The organism is Streptomyces griseoflavus (genome assembly GCF_014649995.1).
GTDB lineage: Bacteria > Actinomycetota > Actinomycetes > Streptomycetales > Streptomycetaceae > Streptomyces > Streptomyces griseoflavus.
In genome coordinates, this window is the sequence record NZ_BMUC01000003.1 from 1 (window position 1) to 17,918 (window position 17,918).

The following is a 17,918-nucleotide window of genomic DNA, read 5'->3' on the forward strand; positions in this document are numbered from 1 at the left end:
AGCTCTCCGCCTTCGCCGACGAGGTCACCCGCGTCGCCCGCGAGGTCGGCACCGAGGGCCGCCTCGGCGGCCAGGCCCAGGTGCGGGGGGTGTCCGGCACCTGGAAGGACCTCACCGACAACGTCAACGTGATGGCGTCCAACCTGACCGGCCAGGTCCGCTCCATCGCCCAGGTCGCCTCCGCGGTGGGCCGGGGCGATCTGTCGCAGCGCATCCGGGTCGAGGCGGCCGGTGAGGTCGGGGCGCTGGCCGACGTCATCAACACGATGGTGGACACGCTGTCCGCCTTCGCCGACGAGGTCACCCGCGTCGCCCGCGAGGTCGGCACCGAAGGCCGCCTCGGCGGCCAGGCGCATGTGCCCCACGTCGCGGGCACCTGGAAGGACCTCACCGACAACGTCAACTCCATGGCCAACAACCTCACCGGCCAGGTGCGCAACATCGCGCTGGTGACGACCGCCGTGGCCCGCGGCGACCTGTCGAAGAAGATCGACGTGGACGCGCGCGGCGAGATCCTCGAACTGAAGACGACCATCAACACGATGGTCGACCAGCTCTCCGCCTTCGCCCAGGAGGTCACCCGCGTCGCCCGCGAGGTCGGCACCGAGGGCCGCCTCGGCGGCCAGGCGGAGGTCGAGGGTGTCTCCGGCACCTGGAAGCGGCTCACCGAGAACGTCAACGAGCTGGCCGGGAACCTCACCCGGCAGGTCCGCGCGATCGCGCAGGTCACCAGCGCCGTCGCCGAGGGCGACCTGACGCGGTCGATCTCCGTCGAGGCGTCCGGCGAGGTCGCCGAGCTCAAGGACAACATCAACGCGATGGTGGAGTCCCTGCGCGAGACCACCCGTGCCAACCAGGAGCAGGACTGGCTCAAGACCAATCTGGCCCGGGTCTCCGGCCTGATGCAGGGGCACCGCGACCTGCCCGTGGTCGCCGAGCTCATCATGGACGAACTGGTGCCGCTGGTGTCCGCCCAGTACGGCGCCTTCTACCTCGTGGAGGACGGCGCCGGCGGCGGACCCGAGCTGCGGCTCGTCGGCTCCTACGGCTACCCCGACGACGAGGGCCGGCCCAGCCGGATCGCCTTCGGCCGCACGCTGGTCGGCCAGGCCGCCCGCAGCCGCCGCACCATCACGGTGGACGAGCTGCCGCCGGACTACCTCGCCATCTCCTCCGGTCTCGGCCAGGTGGTGCCGACCACACTGGTGCTGCTGCCCATCGTGGTCGAGGGCCAGGTGCTCGGCGTGATCGAACTGGCGTCGGTGAGCTCGTTCACCCAGATCCACCAGGACTTCCTGGCCCAGCTGATGGAGACCATCGGCGTCAACGTCAACACCATCGTCGCCAACGCCCGCACCGACGAGCTGCTCGTCGAGTCGCAGCGGCTCACCGCCGAACTGCAGGAACGCTCGGCGGAGTTGCAGACCCAGCAGGAGGAACTGCAGCACTCCAACGCGGAGCTGGAGGAGAAGGCGGCGCTGCTGGCGGCGCAGAACCGGGACATCGAGGCGAAGAACCTGCAGATCGAGCACGCCCGCCAGGAGCTCGAGGCGCGGGCCCAGCAGCTGTCGCTGGCCTCGAAGTACAAGTCGGAGTTCCTGGCGAACATGAGCCACGAGCTGCGCACCCCGCTGAACAGCCTGCTGATCCTGGCCCAGTTGCTGGCCCAGAACCCCTCGCGCAACCTCAGCCCGAAGCAGGTCGAGTACGCGCAGATCATCCACTCGGCGGGCTCGGACCTCCTGCAGCTGATCAACGACATCCTCGACCTGTCCAAGGTCGAGGCGGGGAAGATGGACGTCAGCCCCGAGCGGGTGGAGCTGCGCCGGCTCGTGGAGTACGTCGAGGTCACCTTCCGGCCCATGACGATGCAGAAGAACCTGGACTTCACGGTGACGACGGCCCCGGGTGCCCCGGCGGACCTGCTCACCGACGACTCCCGGCTGCGGCAGGTGCTGCGCAACCTGCTGTCCAACGCGGTGAAGTTCACCGAGCGGGGCAGCGTGGAACTGCGCATCGAGCCCGCCCCGGACGACGAGGTGCCGGCCGGTGTGCTCCGGGGCGGCCCCGTGGTGGCCTTCCGGGTGCGGGACACCGGTGTCGGCATCCAGGAGCAGCACCTGGAGTCGATCTTCGGTGCCTTCCAGCAGGCGGACGGCACGACGAGCCGCAAGTACGGGGGTACGGGGCTCGGTCTGTCCATCACCCGGGAGATCGCGCATCTGCTCGGCGGCGCGGTCACGGTGGACAGCGTCTCGGGCCAGGGCAGCACGTTCACCCTGTTCCTGCCGGTGGCGCGGCCGGACTTCGAGGATCTGCTGCGGCCCGGCCAGATCACGGACCACCACCCGGCCGAGGCGCTGCCCGAGGCGTCGTCCCGGCCCGCCCCCGCGATCGAGCCGGGCAGCGGCTCCGGGCAGCGTCCGCGGCGGCTGCTCGTGGTGGAGGAACGGCCCCGCGGACTGCTGACCCTGGTCGCGGAGAGCGTCGTGCAGGACGTCACGCGGGGCGACGGCACCTCCGGTCCGGCGGTCGACATCATCACCGCCGTCGGAGCCCAGGAGGCGGCCGGCGCGCTGGCCGCCGATCCGTGCCACTGCGTGGTGCTGGAGCTCGGCATGGAGACGGAGGTCACCCGGTTCCTGGAGGCCCTGCGCGGCGACGCCGCCCTCGCCAGCGTGCCGGTGCTGGTGCACAGCGGTCACCGGGCCGACGCGGCGGCGGAGGAGTCCCTGCGCTCGCACGCCGAGGGCACGGCGCTGGAGTTCCTCTCCAGCCTGGACGAGCTGCGCGAACGCATCGCCCTGCACCTGTCCGCCGAGGAGCCCGGGGACGTGCTGTCCCTGGTGCGCGCCGACGAGGCACACCACCGGCCGGCCCCGCAGACGGTCGTGGACGGCTCCTTCTCGGGCCGGACGGTCCTCGTCGTCGACGACGACGCGCGCAACCTCTTCGCGCTCAGCGGCATCCTGGAGCTGCACGGCTTCCGTGTGCTGCACGCGGAGAACGGCCGCAAGGGCATCGAGAGACTCGTGGACAACCCGGACGTGGCGCTCGTCCTGATGGACGTGATGATGCCCGAGCTGGACGGCTACGCCGCCACGGCCGAGATCCGCGGCATGCCGCAGTACGCCGAGCTGCCCATCATCGCCGTCACCGCCAAGGCGATGCCCGGGGACCGGGAGAAGAGTCTCGCCTCGGGAGCCAGCGACTACGTCACCAAACCGGTCGACACCCAGGCCCTGATCGCCTGCGTGCGCCGCTGGCTGCCCGCATGAGCCCCGCGGCAGGACCCCCCGGCCGTCGAGGAGCGTGCACGGCATGAGTATCGAGGAACACGCGAACGGGCCGTCGCCCGACCACCCGCCGGTGGCACTGCCGGCCGGGGTGTCCGCCGACTCACCGGTGGGCAGGCTGGCGGCGACGGTGGACCGGCTCAGCCGTGAGGTCCGCACGGCGCAGGCCGAGGCGGAGGGCCGGGCGCTGATCGAACTCGCCAAGGGCATCCTCGTCGAACGCCTGGGGTGCGGGCCCGCGCAGGCGGCCCGCCAGCTCACCGAGCTGACCGAGCAGGCCGGGACGACCCAGCTGGAGTTCGCGGTCGAGGTGATCAACCAGGCCGCCCGGGACCGGATGTCGGAGGTGACGGACTCCTTCCTGGCCGCCACCCGGGCCGCCGAGGAGGCAGTTCCCGAACGTGCCGCCGTGCGTCTGCGCGCGGCCGAGAGCGGGGCGCTGGCGGCGGACGACACGCAGGCCGTGGCCGAGTCCCTGCTCGAACAGGCGCTGCGCCCGCTGGGCGCGGTGGCCGTGGCGATCTGGGCGGCCGGTGCCGACGGGTCGCTCACCCTCGCGGGCAGTGCCGGCTTCTCCCCGGCCGAGGCGGCCCGCTGGCACTACGTACCGCCGGACGTGGCAACGGTAGCCCGGTGCGCCCTGACGGAGCGCGACGGGCTGTGGATCACGTCGCCGGACGACCGGGACCTGCCGAGTGTGGGCCGCCACCACTACCCGGACGGCGGCAGGGCCGCCGTGCCCGCCGGTACCGGCGGGCGGGTGTACGGCGTCCTGGAGATCGCCTGGCCGACCCCGCTGCCCGAGCAGCCCCCGCAGATCGTGCGTCAGGTGGAGGCCCTGGCCGAACTCTGCGCGCACACCCTGGAGACGTACACGCCGCCGGGCAACCCCTCGCGTCAGGCGCGGGCGCTGCCGGACGCGTCGGAGCTGATGGACCTGGCCGACGGACTGTACGACCCGGCGCTCGTCCTCGTGCCGCACCTGGACGCCTCCGGGAACCTGCTGGACTTCCGGATCCAGCACGTCAACAGCCGTTTCCTGGACCCGGCGGGCAGGCCGCGCGCGACGGTCAGCGGGTCGCTGCTGCTGGAGGCGTACCCGATGGCCGCCGGGGACAGCGAGCTGTTCCAGCGGATCGAACGGGTGTACGCGACCGGCGAGCCGTTCCGGGCCCGGCGCATGAACCTGACCGCGCTCGTCGACCAGGTGCCGCTGGCGGCCCTCGCGGACATCAGTGTCAGCCGGCACGGCGACGGCATCCTGTTCATCTGGCGCATCGAGGACGAGACGGCGCGTCTGGCGAGCCTGCTCCAGCACGCCCAGCGCCTCGGCCGGATCGGCGGCTTCGAGGAGAACCTGCTGACCGGGGAGATCACCTGGAACGGTCAGCTGTTCGACCTCTACGGGCGCCCCGAGACGAGCCCACCGGTGCCGCTGGAGGAACTGCCCGCGTACGCCCATCCGGACGACGCCGTCACCATCGGCCGTTTCCTGCGCACGCTGCTGCACCGCCGGCGGCCGGCCTCGGCGGCCTTCCGGCTGCAGCGGCCGGACGGCGTGACCCGGCACATCCGCGTGGTCGCCGAGCCGGTCCTGGACACCGACGGCAGGCTGCTCACCACCCGCGGCGCCTACCAGGACATCTCCGCCCAGCACTGGACGGAGGTGGCGCTGGCGGCCACCCGTGACCAGCTGGCGCACACCGAGCAGCACGCCAGTGAGCGCGACCGGCTGGCGCTGCAGCTGCAGCGGGCCATCATGCCGCCCACCCAGGCGCCGCTGCAGGTGCCCGACCTGGACGTGGCCGTGCGCTACCGGCCCGCGGAGGCCGAGCAGCTGGTGGGCGGGGACTGGTACGACGCCGTGGTGCTGCCGTCCCGGCTGGTGCTGCTGTGCGTGGGCGACGTCGCCGGTCACGGCATAGAGGCGGCGACCAGCATGGTCGTCCTGCGCAACGCCCTGCGCGGTCTCGCCGTCACCGGCGCGGGTCCCGGCCAGCTGCTGTCGTGGCTGAACATCGTGGCGCACCACCTGACGGGCGCGGTCACCGCCACCGCGGTCTGCGGCCTGTACGACCCGGAGTCGCGCACGCTGCGCTGGGCCCGGGCGGGCCATCTGCCGCCGGTGCTGGTCCGGGGTTCCGACGCCGCTCCGCTGCCGCTGGTACGCGGGCTGCTGCTGGGTGCCGTACCGGAGGCGTCGTACGAGGAGGCGGAGGTTCAGCTGGCCGCCGAGGACAACCTGCTGATGTACACGGACGGACTGATCGAGCGCCGGGACCGTACGGTGGAGGAGTCCCTGACGCATCTGCTGTCCACCGCCGCCGACTCCCCGGGCACGCTCGACCAGCGGCTGGACCGTCTGCTGACGTACAGCAGGTCGGACACGGACGACGACACCTGCATCGTGGGCATCAGGGTGGGATGAGCGCGGCGGCCCGCCGCCGGGGGTGTCCGACCTCCGGCGGCGGCCGAGGCATGAGCCGGCGATTCGGGGGTACGCGCGGCTGCGCGACATAGAGCTTGATCACCTTGTTGGAGGTACTCGTGCACATCGCCCAGGACCCGTTGTCCGTCGAGGTGACCCTGCCACGTGAAGACGTGGCCCTTCTCACAGTGGAGGGGTATCTGGACGTCGACACGGCGACCGAGTTCCAGCACCACCTGGCGAACCAGCTCCATCACGGCCGCCGGCACTTCCTGCTGGACCTGTCGGCGGTCCCCTTCATGGACTCGTCCGGAATGAACATCATCCTGCGCGTGTACCAGGAGGCGCGTGAACTGCCGGGGAGCGTCCACATCATCTCCCCCGCGCCCGCCGTGCGGCGCATTCTGGACCTGACGGGGGTGAGCATCACCGTCCCGGTATCGGAGAGTGTGGAGGAGGCACTGGAGCGGGTCGACGGGCTGCCGAAGGCGCCCGAGGCCGAGCCGGAGTCCTGAACACCCATCCGACACCGCCGTGCCGGGGGCGATCCCGGCGCGGGCGACGACGACCAGGAGAGACAACAGGTGCCGCAGCACGAAACGGGCGGAGCACCGGGAACACCGGCGCACGAGGTCAGGGACTTCCTGCGGCGCCGGAGCGAGGAGATCGCCCAGCGGTGGGCGGACGAGCCCCTGTTCCGGACGGTGTTCACCGTCTCGCGCGAGGAGGCGGTGGAGGCCGGCCGGGCGGTGGTCGACGCGCTGGCCCGGGTCGCCGACTCCCAGCGGGTCGAGGACCCCGACGCCGCGGGGTTCACCGCGGTGCGCGAGCAGCTGGCGCGGATGGGTGCCGCCCGCTCGCGCGCGGGGCTGTCCACCACCCAGGTGGCCTCCGAACTGGCCGCGCTGCGGCCGCCGGTGGACAAGCTCCTGGTCGCGGACCTGGAGCGCGAGCGGCCCGAGTCGCTGCGGGAGTGCTCCACGGCGCTCACCGTCCTGATGGGCACGCTGCGTCTGGTGGCCATGCAGACCGCCCTGAGCGAGATACAGGCGCTCACCGACCGGCAGCGGCTCCAGCTGCTGGAGGTGGCCACACCCGTGATCAAGCTGTGGGACGGCATCGTCGCGGTCCCGCTCATCGGCACACTGGACAGCGCCCGCAGCCAGGTGGTGATGGAGACCCTGCTGAACGCGGTCGTCGACCAGCACGCCCGGTTCGCGATCCTCGACATCACCGGGGTGCCCACGGTCGACTCGCTGGTGGCGCAGCACCTGATGAAGACGGTCGCGGCGGTGCGGCTGATGGGCGCCGAATGCGTGGTGTCCGGTATCCGCCCGGCGATCGCGCAGACCATCGTGCACCTCGGCCTGGACCTGGGCACCGTGCGGACCCGGGCCGGACTCGCCGACGCCCTCGCCCACTGTCTGGACGAGCTGGGGGCGAACATCGTGGCCGCGGCACCCGGCGGAGCGGACCGGAAGTGAACGAGGCGTTCTCCCACCCGGTCGCGGGACAGGTGCCGGTGCTCAGGCTCGGGGACGTCCTGCTGGTCACCCTGCAGGGGGACCTGCACGACAGCATGGCGCACCGGCTCCAGCAGGACATCTCCGAGACCATCGTGCGCAGCGGCGTCACAGGGGTGGTCATCGACATCTCCGGTGTGGAGATGGTCGACTCCTTCCTCGGGAGGGTGCTGGCGGAGATCGCCGCCCAGTCGGCGCTGCTGGCCGCGCGGACCGTGGTGGCCGGCATGCGGCCCGCGGTCGCCATCACCTTGGTGGAGCTGGGACTGACGCTGCCGGGGCTGCGGACCGCGCTCACCACCGAGGCGGCCCTGGAGTCGCTCGCCCGGCCCGTCGCGGGGCCGCGGTCCGGCGGCGGCCGCGGGGAGAGTCCGTGATGGACACCGCCGCGGGCGTCGGGACCCGCCTGCCCATCCGGTCGGACATGGATCTGGTGTGGGTGCGCCAGCACGTGCGGCAGGCCGCCGCCGAGCTCGGCTTCTCCCTGGTGGACCAGACGAAGCTGGTGACGGCCGCCAGCGAACTGGCGCGCAACACCCTGGTGCACGGCGGGGGCGGCGAGATGGAGGCGTCGCACGTGGCCGCGGGCGGGAACCGTGGGCTGCGGCTCACCTTCAGCGACACCGGTCCCGGCATCGACGACCTCGACCGGGCGCTCAGCGACGGCTACACCTCCGGCGGCGGGCTGGGCATGGGGCTGGGCGGCGCCCGCCGCCTGGTGCACGAATTCACGGTCGAGACCGCCCCCGGCTCGGGAACCTCCGTGCGGGTGACCTCCTGGGTGTCCCGGCCGCCGCGCCCGAGGGAGGACGTCTGATGCCCCGCGTCTGGCAGGTACCGGTGCAGGACCCGACCCGGGTGCGTGACGTCCGGGTCGCGGCGGAGGAGGCCGCGGCCCGGGCCGGGCTGGACGAGCAGCGCACCTCCGCGGTGTCGCTGGTGGCCACCGAGCTGGCCACCAACCTGCTCAAGCACGCGCAGGCGGGCGAGGTGCTCATCGACGTCGTGGACCCGCCCGTGCCGCGGGAGGGCCGGCCGGGACGGGCCGTGCAGATCACCGCGACCGACCACGGGCCGGGCATCGCCGACGTGGCCGAGGCCATGCGGGACGGATATTCCTCGGCCCACTCGCTCGGGGCGGGCCTCGGCACCTGCCGGCGCCTCTCCGACGACTTCGGCCTGCACAGCGTGCCCGGGCGGGGCACCGTCGCGGTGGCCCGGATCGGCTCCGCCGCCGGCCGCCCGGACCACGGCGAGGACGCCCCGGGCGACCCCGGGGTGCACGCCGGCGGCGTCAACATCCCCTACGCCGGCGCCGACTTCTCGGGCGACGCCTGGGCCTGGGTGAGGTCGGGCGACCGTACGACGCTGATGCTGGCCGACGGGCTGGGACACGGCAGCGAGGCGGCCCGTGCCTCGACCGCCGCCGTCGAGGAGCTGCGCCACTGGGCCCGGCTGTCACCGGCGGAGGTGCTGCGCAAGCTCCACACGGCGCTGGCCGGGACGCGCGGCGCGGCCGTGGCCGTCGCCCAGCTGGACACCTGGGCCGGGCGGCTGCGCTTCGCCGGGATAGGCAACGTCTCCGCCCGGCTGCGGGAGGGCGACCGCTGGCGTTCCCTGCTGTCCAAGCCGGGCATCGTCGGCGTGCACCGGCCGCACACCGTGCGCGAGGACGAGGTCCCCTGGACCGCGGGGAGCCTGCTGATCCTGCACACGGACGGGCTGCCCAGCCGCTGGACGCCGCCCCCGGACACCGGGGAGCCGCCGGCCGACCCGGCGGTGACGGCCGCCGTGGCCGTCCGGGACGCCGCCAGTTCCGCGCGCCCGGTGCGCGACGACACCGCCGTGGCCGTCCTGGCCCCCGTCCCTTCGGAGCGGCCATGACCCACACATGGCGGATCCGTACCGTCACGGACGCGGCCCGCGCCCGTATCGCCGTCGCCCGGCTGGCCGAGGCGTACGGGGTGCCCACCGTGGAACGCGTCCGGCTGGCGACGGCGCTCAGCGGCCACCTGCGGCAGTGCCTCACCGAGGGCGGCACCTGGGTGCTCGGCCTGGAGGGTCCGGAATCCTCCGCCGGCGACGCGGTCCTGCACGCCGTGGTGACGCCCTCCCCCGACGCCCCCGCCGCCGGCCGCGCCCCGTGGACGGTGACCGCCCCCTGTACCGAGCCACGCCTGGCCGCCGGCGACGACGACGCGGTGGCGGAGGACCCGGCGGGCCTGTCCGAGGCGCTGCTGGGCTCCGACGAGGACACCGCCCTGGTGCTGGACAAGCTCGCCGAGCAGGAGGAGCTGGTCGCCTTCCACCGGGAGGAGCTGCACCAGACCAATCAGGGTGTCGTGGCGCTGCACGCCGAGCTGGACGCGGCGGGCCGGGCGCAGCAGGAGGCGTTCGCCGCCGAGCGGCGGGCACGCGAGGAGGCGGAGAAGGCCCGTCGCAGACTCACGTTCCTGGCGGACGCGAGCGCCGTACTGACCGCCTCCCTGAACCACGGCGAGATCGTGCGCCGGCTGCCGGAACTGCTCGTGCCGCAGTACGCCGGCGGAGTCGACGTGTGGCTGTTCGACGACGAGGACGACCTGCGCCGGCCGGCCGACCACCCGAACGCGGCGGTGCTCGCGGCCCGCACCGGGCGCCCCCAGTACGCCGCCGACCATCCCGGGGGCATGCCCGGGGTGGACGACCGGCCGCCCTCGGCCCTGAACGCCGGGCGGCCGCTGCTGTGCGTACCGCTGTCGGCGCGCCGTTCGCCGCTGGGTGTGCTGACGCTGTCGTCGCCGGGGACGCGCTGGGACCCGGACGACGCCGTGATGCTGATCGAGCTGGCCCGGCGGGCCGGCATCGCCCTGGACAACGCCCGCCGGTTCGAGCACAACCGCGACATCGCCGAGACGCTGCAGCGCGCCCTGCTCACGGAGCTGCCGGCGACGCCGGGCCTGAGCCTGGCGGCGCGCTATCTGCCGGCCACGCACGGACTGAACGTCGGCGGTGACTGGTACGACGCGTTCCGTCAGCGGGACGGCAGTCTGATCACCGTGATAGGGGACGTGACGGGGCACGGGCTGCACGCCGCGGTGATGATGAGCCAGCTGCGCACCGCGCTGCGCGCCTACGCCGTCGACGGCGGGAGTCCCGGCCGGCTGCTGACCCGGCTGCACGGCTATCTGCGCCATCTCCAGCCGGACCTGTTCGCCACCGCGGTCATCGCGCGGTTCCATCCGGACGAGCAGACGCTGACCTGGGCCGCGGCGGGTCATCCGCCGCCGGTGCTGCGGCTGCCCGACGGCCGGGTGCGGGTACTGGACGCCAAGCCGGGCGCGATGCTCGGCATACCGCTGCGGCAGGACATCGCCGACCACACCGAGCCCCTGGAACCCGGTTCGACGCTGGCGCTCTACACCGACGGGCTGGTCGAGCGGCGGGCCCTGGGCATCGATCCGGGGATCGAGCGGCTGGCCGAGGCCCTCGGGGCGTACGGTTCCGCCGATCTGGACGCGGATCTGGAGCAGTCGGCGGACCGGATACTCCATCCTCTGCTGAGCGACTCCGAGCGCGACGACGACGTGTGCCTGCTGCTGTGCCATCTGCACGGCTGACGCGGGGGTGACGGGTGCGCCCGCCGTTGCCTCCCGGTGCGCCGTCGCGCGGGTGAGGGCATCGTGGTGCTGAACAGGGGCACGCGTCAGGCATCGGCGTCCGAGGCAGGCGCCTGAAGCCGCATGAAGGGATGGACACCGTGACACGACCCAGGATCCTCGTGGTGGGCGCGGGTTTCGCCGGCGTGGAGTGCGTGCGGCGCCTGGAGCGCAGGCTCGCCCCGGACGAGGCCGACCTCACTCTGGTGACGCCGTTCTCCTACCAGCTGTATCTGCCCCTCCTGCCCCAGGTCGCCTCGGGTGTGCTGACCCCGCAGTCGGTCGCGCTGTCCCTGCGCCGCAGCGAGCGGTACCGCACCCGGATCATCCCGGGCGGGGCCATCGGCGTGGACCTGCGGTCCAAGGTCTGCGTCGTACGCATCGTCAACGGCGAGATCGTCAACGAGCCGTACGACTACATCGTGCTGGCTCCCGGCAGCGTCACCCGCACCTTCGACATCCCGGGACTCACGGACCACGCCTTCGGCATGAAGTCGCTGGCCGAGGCCGCCTACCTGCGGGACCACGTCATCTCCCAGCTGGACCTGGCCGACGCGTGCCACGATCCGGTGGAGCGGGCCTCGCGGCTGCAGTTCGTGGTGGTCGGCGGCGGCTACGCGGGCACCGAGACCGCGGCGTGCCTCCAGCGGCTGACGCACGCGGCCGTCAAGCGCTACCCCCGCCTGGACCCGGGGCTGATCAAGTGGCATCTGATCGACATCGCGCCGAAGCTCATGCCGGAACTGGGCGAGAAGCTCGGGCGCAGCGCGCACGAGATCCTGACCCGGCGCGGCATCGAGATCTCGCTGGGAGTCTCCATCGAGAAGGCGAGCGCCGAGGAGGTGACCTTCACCGACGGCCGGGTGGTGCCCACCCGCACCCTGATCTGGACCGCGGGGGTGGTCGCCAGCCCGCTCATCGCCACACTCGGCGCGGAGACCGTACGGGGACGGCTCGCGGTCAACGCGGACATGTGCCTGCCGGGCCACGACGGGGTGTTCGCGCTCGGCGACTCGGCCGCGGTGCCCGACGTGGCCAAGGGCGACGGCGCGGTGTGCCCGCCGACGGCACAGCACGCGCTGCGGCAGGGCAGGCACGTCGCCGAGAACGTCATCGCGACGCTGCGGGGCCGGCCGACGCGGCCGTACGTCCACCGGGACCTGGGGCTCGTGGTGGACCTCGGCGGCACGGACGCGGTGTCCAAGCCGTTCGGTTTTGAGCTGCACGGTCTGCCCGCGCAGGCGGTGGCCCGCGGCTACCACTGGTCGGCGCTGCGCACCGGCGTCGCCAAGACCCGGGTGATGACCAACTGGCTGCTGAACGCGGTCGCCGGCGACGACTTCGTCCGCACCGGCTTCCAGGCGCACCGGCCGGGCAACCTGAGGGACTTCGAGTATCTCGACGCCTATCTGACGCCGGAGCAGGTGCGGACGCACGTCGAGGAAGCGGGCCGGGCGGCTCGGTGATCCGCGGGGCAGGGGACGGCTCGCGCCGTGCGCCGGCGGGGTCCGGGCCGGTGACGACGGGGGAGGGTGCGGCGGAGTGAACGCGGCGGGACGGCCGGGATGGACACGGTGGACACGGCTGCGGGACCACCTGGCGGCGTCCGACCCCGGCCTGCTGCGGCTGACGGCCGGACTGCGGACGGTGGGGGCCGTGGCACTGACACTGGCGGTGCTCGCCTCACTGGGGTTCGGCGTCCCCCGACTGGTGACGGGGGCCATGACGGCGATGGTCGCCACCTTCGCCATCCGGGAGCGCCGGCGCTCCGCCCAGGCGGTCACGCTGGCCTGCGGGCTGGCGGTGGCGCTGGTGTCCGTGTCGCTGGGCGCGGTGCTCGGCGAGCGTCCGGTCGTCGGGGACGCCTTCTTCGTCGTCCTGATCTTCTGCGCGGTGTACGGCCGCCGGTTCGGCGACCGCGGGACCTCGCTCGGGCTGATCGGCTTCCAGGTGTACTTCGTGTCCCTGTTCGTCGGTGCCTCCACCGACGACCTGCCGGGACTGTGGGCCGCCATGTCCGTCGCGTTCGCCTGCAGTGCGCTGGTGCGGTTCGCCGTGGTCCCGGTGGCACCGGCCGGTCTGCTGCTGCGGCTGCGCCAGGCGTTCCGGGCCCGGCTGGGCCGGCTCGTCACCGCGCACCTGGCACTGCTCGACGCCGCGCCGGAGGAGATGGACAAGGCGCTGGAGGAGGTGCGCGAGGGCACGGCCCGGCTGCACGAGACGGCCCTGATGATCCAGACCCGGCTGGAGGACGGCACGCCCGACGAGTCGGCGGCACGGCTGGTGCAGCGCCGGATCGCGGACGCGGAGATCGCCGCCGAGCGTCTCGGCCTGCTGCTGCTGTCCGCCCGCAGCGCCGAACGGGCGGACACCCTCACCCTCCATCTGCCGGGCGCGCCCGCCCCCGAGGTCGGGCGGCTGCCCGGGCCGGACGAGGCCGCCGACCTGCTGCGGCGGGATCTGGAGGCACTGCGCGCGCTGGTGCTGTGGACCGGAACGGCGGGGACGGGCGTGGCCCATGTCCGCAACCGGCTGCTCGCCTACCGGGACGAGGAGAACCTGCCGCGGGCCTCACCGGCCGTGCAGGACGTGTTCCGGGCCGTCGGGGAGACCGCGCGCGCCGTCATGGGGCTGCGGGTCGCCCTGGACGGTCCGCAGGACGAGTCGGACGACAGTCCGGCGACGGCCAGGTCCCGGGAGGAACTGGAGGCGGAGGACGCCGCCATCGACGCCGGTGAGGAGGCCGAGGAGGCCGACCGCCGCACGGGGCTGCGGCGGCCCACCACCCGGGCGGCCGTCCAGGTGGCCGTGGGCTCGACGCTCGCGATCATCGGCGGCGAACTGCTGTCCACCGACCGGTGGTACTGGGCTGTGCTGACCTGCTGGATCGTCTTCATCAACACGGCCTCGACGGGCGAGATCCTCGTCAAGGGGTACCGGCGGCTGCTGGGCACGGTGTTCGGTGTGGTCGCCGGTATCGCGCTGGCGGCCGTGGTGGGCCGGCACACCCTGCCGGCGTTCCTGCTGGTGCTGGTGCTGATCTTCCTGATGTTCTACACGGCGCCGCTGTCCTACACGCTGATGTCGTTCTTCGTCACCGCGATGCTCGGGCTGCTCTACACCCTGCTGCACACCTACAGCTGGGAGGTGCTGGTGCTGCGTCTGGAGGAGACGGCGCTCGGCGCGGCCTGCGGGGTGGTCGCGGCGGCACTGGTGCTGCCGGTGCGCACCGACCGGCGCACCGACGAGCTGCTCGAGACCGTGCTGGAACGGCTCGCCGAGGTCACCGACGCCGCGGTGGGGCAGCTCAGCGGCGCTCCCGGCGAGGACCTGCTGGACCGGGCGCGGGAGCTGGACCAGGCGCTGGGCGACCTGCGCTCCGCCACCCAGCCGCTCACCCATCCGGTCACGCCCCTGCGGGCCCGCCGCACCAACGCGAGGTACGTGGTGGCGCTCCTGGAGACCTGCGCGTACCACGCGCGGTCGCTGGCGGCGACGGCCGAGCTGCTGCCCACCCACCCCTCGATCGCGGCGGATCCCCGGCTGCGGGGCGCGGCGGGACGTACGGTGCGCAACATCAGGACGATCGCGAGCCGGGTCGCCGGCGAGGAGGTCTCCCGGCCCGTCGAGACGGGCCCGAGCATCGCCTCCCTCCTGGGCGACGACGGTGCCTCCCGCTACGGCCGCATCACCGGCCGGGTCCTGCGCCACCTGGAGCGCCTCGACGAGGCCGTGGTCGGTCTCGCCCGCCCCCTGGACGTACGCGTCTCGACCCCCGACCGCTGACACTCCTGCCCCCGCGAGGGGGCGCGTACCGGGAAGGGCCGGCCACGCCGGCGCCGCCCTCCCCCGGTACGCGCCGGCCACGGCACCCACTCGCCGCACGGGGCGCTGGTGCCGGGCCCCAGGAGCCCGGCACCCGTGGCCCGTGCGGCCGGGACCCCGGGCCAGGACGGGACCCCTGGCCAGGACGAGGGCCCGGGCCCACCCCCGGCACCCCGCTTCGCACTGCCCTCTCTGCCCGAACGGGACCCCATTGGCCCGAAGGCCGGTGGCCCCCAGGGCGTCCCCCGAGCCAGGACGGGAGCCCCCGGGCCCACCGCCCCCGGCACCGCGGTTCCCTCAGCGCCTCCGTGCCCCAGCGGGACCCACTGGCCGAAGGCCAGCGGGTCTCCGGGCGCGTTGCCCGAGCCAAGACGGAGCCCGCCGTCGCTCTGCCCCAGGCGCCGGCTTGGGGCGGCACGCGCCGTGAAGGGGTCCGGCCGCCCGTGGCCGGTGCGTGGGGGGAGCGTGGTCATGCCGGGCTCGTGGGCGCATGGCCGGGGCCCGTCACCCCGGTGCGGGGAGACGGGCCCGATGGGTGGCGTGGGGACGGGACGGTGCGTGCGCCGGGCGGGTCAGAAGTCCGTCGGGAGGCCACTGGCCTCGGCGATGCCTCGTAGCTCCTCGTTCTGGCGGTGGCGGTCCCTGATGAAGTCGGCGATCTCGCCCAGCCGGGACGGGTCGGCGGCGGTGGCCGCGTCGGTGACCACCCTGACCGGTCCGGTGTCGTCGACCTCCAGCTCGACCACCTCGTTGTCCAGGCGGCCGGTGACGGCGGTGGCGATGACCAGGGCGGCCTCGTCGCGGACCTCCTGGGGCAGTTCCTCGTCGCCGCTGTCCAGCGCGAGGTCCATGCCGGACAGGCGGTGTTCGTCGATCGCTTCGAGGACCGGCTCCACCACGTCAAGCAGAAGCCGGTAGTCCTCGGTGTCCATCCGGACGCGCAGGAGGTCGAGGTAGACGTCCACGGGCCGGCCTTCCGGGGGAATCTCGGATTCGCTCATCGGCTTCGGGTTCCCCGCACCCGGCAAGTCATACGGCGGCCGGCCGGGCGGCCGCGCTCCGCGGGTCCGGCTGCCCGTCGGCCGCCGCCAGCCAGCGGTGCGCCGTGGCCAGGGCCTGGCGCACGTCCCGGGTGCCGGTCGACACGCACAGCGTGTACGCCAGGTCGCCGGTCCGCGGGTCGGGGGCCGTGCTGCCGTGGGTGACGGTTCCGGTGGCCGCCAGGGCCTCGTACTCCTCGACGAGGCGGCGCAGCACGGTGGGGTGGGGCTTCAGCATGTGTTTCGTTCTCTCGCAGTCGGATTCGGGGCGGGCGGCGGTCACGCCGTCGCCGAGTGGTGTCCGTCGCCGCCGCGCGGCGTCTTGCGCTGGCCCAGCACGTCGGCGCGCACCCGGGCGCAGCTGCGGCTGATGAGGCGGGAGACGTGCATCTGGGAGATGCCGAGCCGGTCGGCGATACGGCTCTGGGTCATGTCCTCGAAGAAGCGCATGTAGAGGATGGCGCGCTCACGCTCGGGCAGCCGGCGCAGCCCTTCCTTGGCGGACTCGCGGTCGACCACGACGTCGAACGAGGCGTCCGCGGTGCCGAGGGTGTCGGCGAGGCTGTAGCCGTCCTCCTCCGAGGACAGCTCGGCGTCGAGGGACAGGGTGCTGAAGCTCTCCAGCGCCTCCATCCCGGCGGCGACCTCCTCCTCGGTCAGCCCGGTGTGCGCGGCGACGGCCGCCACGGACGGTTCGGGGCTGCCGGGGTTCTGGGTGAGCTCGCGGCGCGCCACGCGCACCTTGTTGCGCAGTTCCTGTACGCGGCGGGGCACCCGCAGCGCCCACATGCGGTCACGGAAGTGCCGCTTGACCTCGCCGGTGATGGTGGGGACGGCGTAGCTCTCGAAGGCGCCGCGGCTCGGGTCGAACCGGTCGATGGCCTTGACCAGCCCGAGGGCGGCGACCTGGCGCAGGTCCTCGATGGACTCGCCGCGGTCGCGGAAACGGCCGGCGATGCGGTGGGCCATGGGCAGCCAGGCCGTGGCGAGCTCGTCGCGGACCGCCTCGCGCTCGGGGCCGTCCTCCAGCGAGGCGAGCCGGTCGAAGAGGGCGGCGGTGTCGGGGGCGTCGTCGTGTCGCCGGCGGGGCGGCGCGGTCTGCGCGTCGGAGGAGCCGGGACGATGGGCGGACGTGTCAATGAGCATGCGGTTCGCTCCCGAACGGTGGTTGTGAGGGGGGTACCGCGGGACGGTTGCCGCCAGGACACCCGGAGGGTCCTCAGCGGCCTGCCGTTCCCGCCGGCGCGCCTCCGGTCCGAAGCACGAACCTCCGATTGCCCCGGCCCCGGTGGAACAAACTCCGCTTCACCGCGCAATCCGCCGGAGACTCAGAGCAGCGGCACGAGCGCGGTGATGCACTTGCCGCCGGCCGGCAGGTCGGACACCCGGATGTCGCGGGCGAGCCGGCACACGATGGGCCAGCCGTGGCCGCCGGGACGGCGGCGTCCGCGCTGGTCGGTGCGCGGCACGGCGACGGGCAGCTCGTCGCTGCGGTCGCTGACCGACAGCCGCACCCCGGGACCGCTGACGTCGACCCGGAAGTCGGTGACACCCCCGCCGTGCAGGATGGCGTTGGTGGTCAGCTCGGAGGCGACGAGCAGGACGTCCGCCAGGGCGTCGGTGTCACAGGCGGTGTGGGTGGCGCGGCAGCGCTCGGAGACCGCCCGCGCGACGGCCTCGCGTACCTCGGCCGGGCGGGCGGGCACCGCCCGGGGCGTCCCGGGCGGCACGAGAACGGACTCGGTCGTGCGCTCCTGACTCATGCTGCGGCTCCTCGGCTCGGTGGCTGGCAGTGGTCGACGGGAATGCCTCGTACCTCCCTTTTCGGCTCACCTGTCACCTTGAGGACAAACCTCCCGGTCGTTTCCCGGCCGTCTGTCATCCGAACGCCGCACGCGGGTACGTGATGCCTATGACCGATGTGGTGGACGCGGACGAACTGCTGCGGCGCATTCAGCGGGCGAGGGCCTGCGCGGCCCAGGAGGAGCGGACCTGGCGGGCCCGGGGCGAGGAGTTGGGACGGGAGGGCTCCGGCGACCCGGCCGCCGCGCGGGACGCCGAGGTGCGCGAGGTGGCGTACGGGGTGGTGCTGCGGGTGCTGGACGAGATCCTGACGCCGGGACGGCACAGCGCGCGGGGCTGAACGGCACGCGCGGATTGCCACCGTC

At 73.6% G+C, this 17,918-nt stretch carries 15 protein-coding genes; 11 read left to right on the forward strand and 4 right to left on the reverse strand.

Translation table 11 applies throughout. From position 1 onward, the window contains the following. From IE172_RS08610 to IE172_RS08655, 10 genes are all read left to right on the forward strand, one after another. Positions 1-3,278: hybrid sensor histidine kinase/response regulator (locus IE172_RS08610; RefSeq protein WP_190096525.1), on the forward strand; the 3,278-nt coding region annotated here is incomplete at its 5' end. Between the two features lie 43 nt (positions 3,279-3,321). Beyond that, positions 3,322-5,724, forward strand: coding sequence for a SpoIIE family protein phosphatase (locus tag IE172_RS08615; RefSeq protein ID WP_190096526.1), 2,403 nt, complete (start codon positions 3,322-3,324; stop codon positions 5,722-5,724). A gap of 119 nt (positions 5,725-5,843) precedes the next feature. Further along, the gene (locus tag IE172_RS08620) at positions 5,844-6,239 is read left to right on the forward strand and encodes an STAS domain-containing protein (protein WP_190096527.1); all 396 of its coding nucleotides are present in this window, start codon (positions 5,844-5,846) and stop codon (positions 6,237-6,239) included. A gap of 69 nt (positions 6,240-6,308) precedes the next feature. Next, a complete protein-coding gene (locus IE172_RS08625; protein WP_190096528.1) occupies positions 6,309-7,208 on the forward strand; it encodes an STAS domain-containing protein in 900 nt (299 codons plus the stop codon). Continuing rightward, positions 7,205-7,624, forward strand: coding sequence for an STAS domain-containing protein (locus tag IE172_RS08630; protein WP_190096529.1), 420 nt, complete (start codon positions 7,205-7,207; stop codon positions 7,622-7,624). Before IE172_RS08625 ends, IE172_RS08630 begins: the two co-directional genes overlap by 4 nt. Next, positions 7,624-8,064, forward strand: a complete 441-nt coding sequence (locus IE172_RS08635) for an anti-sigma regulatory factor (RefSeq protein WP_190096530.1) — start codon at positions 7,624-7,626, stop codon at positions 8,062-8,064. The genes IE172_RS08630 and IE172_RS08635 overlap by 1 nt, the downstream gene beginning before the upstream one ends. Continuing rightward, positions 8,064-9,131, forward strand: a complete 1,068-nt coding sequence (locus IE172_RS08640) for an ATP-binding SpoIIE family protein phosphatase (RefSeq protein ID WP_190096531.1) — start codon at positions 8,064-8,066, stop codon at positions 9,129-9,131. The genes IE172_RS08635 and IE172_RS08640 overlap by 1 nt, the downstream gene beginning before the upstream one ends. Continuing rightward, positions 9,128-10,846, forward strand: coding sequence for a PP2C family protein-serine/threonine phosphatase (locus tag IE172_RS08645; protein WP_190096532.1), 1,719 nt, complete (start codon positions 9,128-9,130; stop codon positions 10,844-10,846). The genes IE172_RS08640 and IE172_RS08645 overlap by 4 nt, the downstream gene beginning before the upstream one ends. Positions 10,847-10,977: 131 nt before the next feature. Continuing rightward, the gene (locus IE172_RS08650) at positions 10,978-12,351 is read left to right on the forward strand and encodes an NAD(P)/FAD-dependent oxidoreductase (protein WP_190096533.1); all 1,374 of its coding nucleotides are present in this window, start codon (positions 10,978-10,980) and stop codon (positions 12,349-12,351) included. A gap of 76 nt (positions 12,352-12,427) precedes the next feature. Beyond that, entirely contained in the window at positions 12,428-14,671 is a 2,244-nt protein-coding gene (locus IE172_RS08655; RefSeq protein ID WP_190096534.1) for an FUSC family protein, read from the forward strand. Between the two features lie 611 nt (positions 14,672-15,282). Here the strand turns inward: IE172_RS08655 and IE172_RS08660 are convergent. The 4 genes from IE172_RS08660 to IE172_RS08675 form a co-directional block, all read right to left on the reverse strand. Next, on the reverse strand, positions 15,283-15,711 hold the full coding sequence (locus tag IE172_RS08660) for a hypothetical protein (protein ID WP_189558685.1): 429 nt from the start codon (positions 15,709-15,711) through the stop codon (positions 15,283-15,285). A gap of 28 nt (positions 15,712-15,739) precedes the next feature. Further along, on the reverse strand, positions 15,740-15,988 hold the full coding sequence (locus IE172_RS08665) for a DUF5133 domain-containing protein (protein WP_190096535.1): 249 nt from the start codon (positions 15,986-15,988) through the stop codon (positions 15,740-15,742). A 41-nt stretch (positions 15,989-16,029) separates the two neighbouring features. Continuing rightward, positions 16,030-16,896: a SigB/SigF/SigG family RNA polymerase sigma factor gene (locus IE172_RS08670; RefSeq protein WP_190096536.1), complete on the reverse strand. Its 867-nt coding sequence runs from the start codon at positions 16,894-16,896 to the stop codon at positions 16,030-16,032. A 182-nt stretch (positions 16,897-17,078) separates the two neighbouring features. Further along, positions 17,079-17,513 (reverse strand): ATP-binding protein, encoded by a 435-nt coding sequence (locus tag IE172_RS08675; protein ID WP_190096537.1) that lies wholly within the window; start codon positions 17,511-17,513, stop codon positions 17,079-17,081. Between the two features lie 149 nt (positions 17,514-17,662). Here IE172_RS08675 and IE172_RS08680 point away from each other — a divergent pair, with 149 nt between their 5' ends. Then, a complete protein-coding gene (locus tag IE172_RS08680) occupies positions 17,663-17,893 on the forward strand; it encodes a hypothetical protein (protein WP_190096538.1) in 231 nt (76 codons plus the stop codon). Positions 17,894-17,918: the final 25 nt, after the last annotated feature.

Bases quoted from the DNA above. Each gene is read 5' to 3' on its own strand.
- IE172_RS08635 (WP_190096530.1), top strand. From the start codon at position 7,624: ATGGACACCGCCGCGGGCGTCGGGACCCGCCTGCCCATCCGGTCGGAC.
- IE172_RS08640 (WP_190096531.1), top strand. From the start codon at position 8,064: ATGCCCCGCGTCTGGCAGGTACCGGTGCAGGACCCGACCCGGGTGCGT.
- IE172_RS08670 (WP_190096536.1), bottom strand. From the start codon at position 16,896: ATGCTCATTGACACGTCCGCCCATCGTCCCGGCTCCTCCGACGCGCAG.
- IE172_RS08650 (WP_190096533.1), top strand. From the start codon at position 10,978: ATGGACACCGTGACACGACCCAGGATCCTCGTGGTGGGCGCGGGTTTC.
- IE172_RS08665 (WP_190096535.1), bottom strand. From the start codon at position 15,988: ATGCTGAAGCCCCACCCCACCGTGCTGCGCCGCCTCGTCGAGGAGTAC.
- IE172_RS08615 (WP_190096526.1), top strand. From the start codon at position 3,322: ATGAGTATCGAGGAACACGCGAACGGGCCGTCGCCCGACCACCCGCCG.
- IE172_RS08660 (WP_189558685.1), bottom strand. From the start codon at position 15,711: ATGAGCGAATCCGAGATTCCCCCGGAAGGCCGGCCCGTGGACGTCTAC.
- IE172_RS08645 (WP_190096532.1), top strand. From the start codon at position 9,128: ATGACCCACACATGGCGGATCCGTACCGTCACGGACGCGGCCCGCGCC.
- IE172_RS08675 (WP_190096537.1), bottom strand. From the start codon at position 17,513: ATGAGTCAGGAGCGCACGACCGAGTCCGTTCTCGTGCCGCCCGGGACG.
- IE172_RS08680 (WP_190096538.1), top strand. From the start codon at position 17,663: ATGACCGATGTGGTGGACGCGGACGAACTGCTGCGGCGCATTCAGCGG.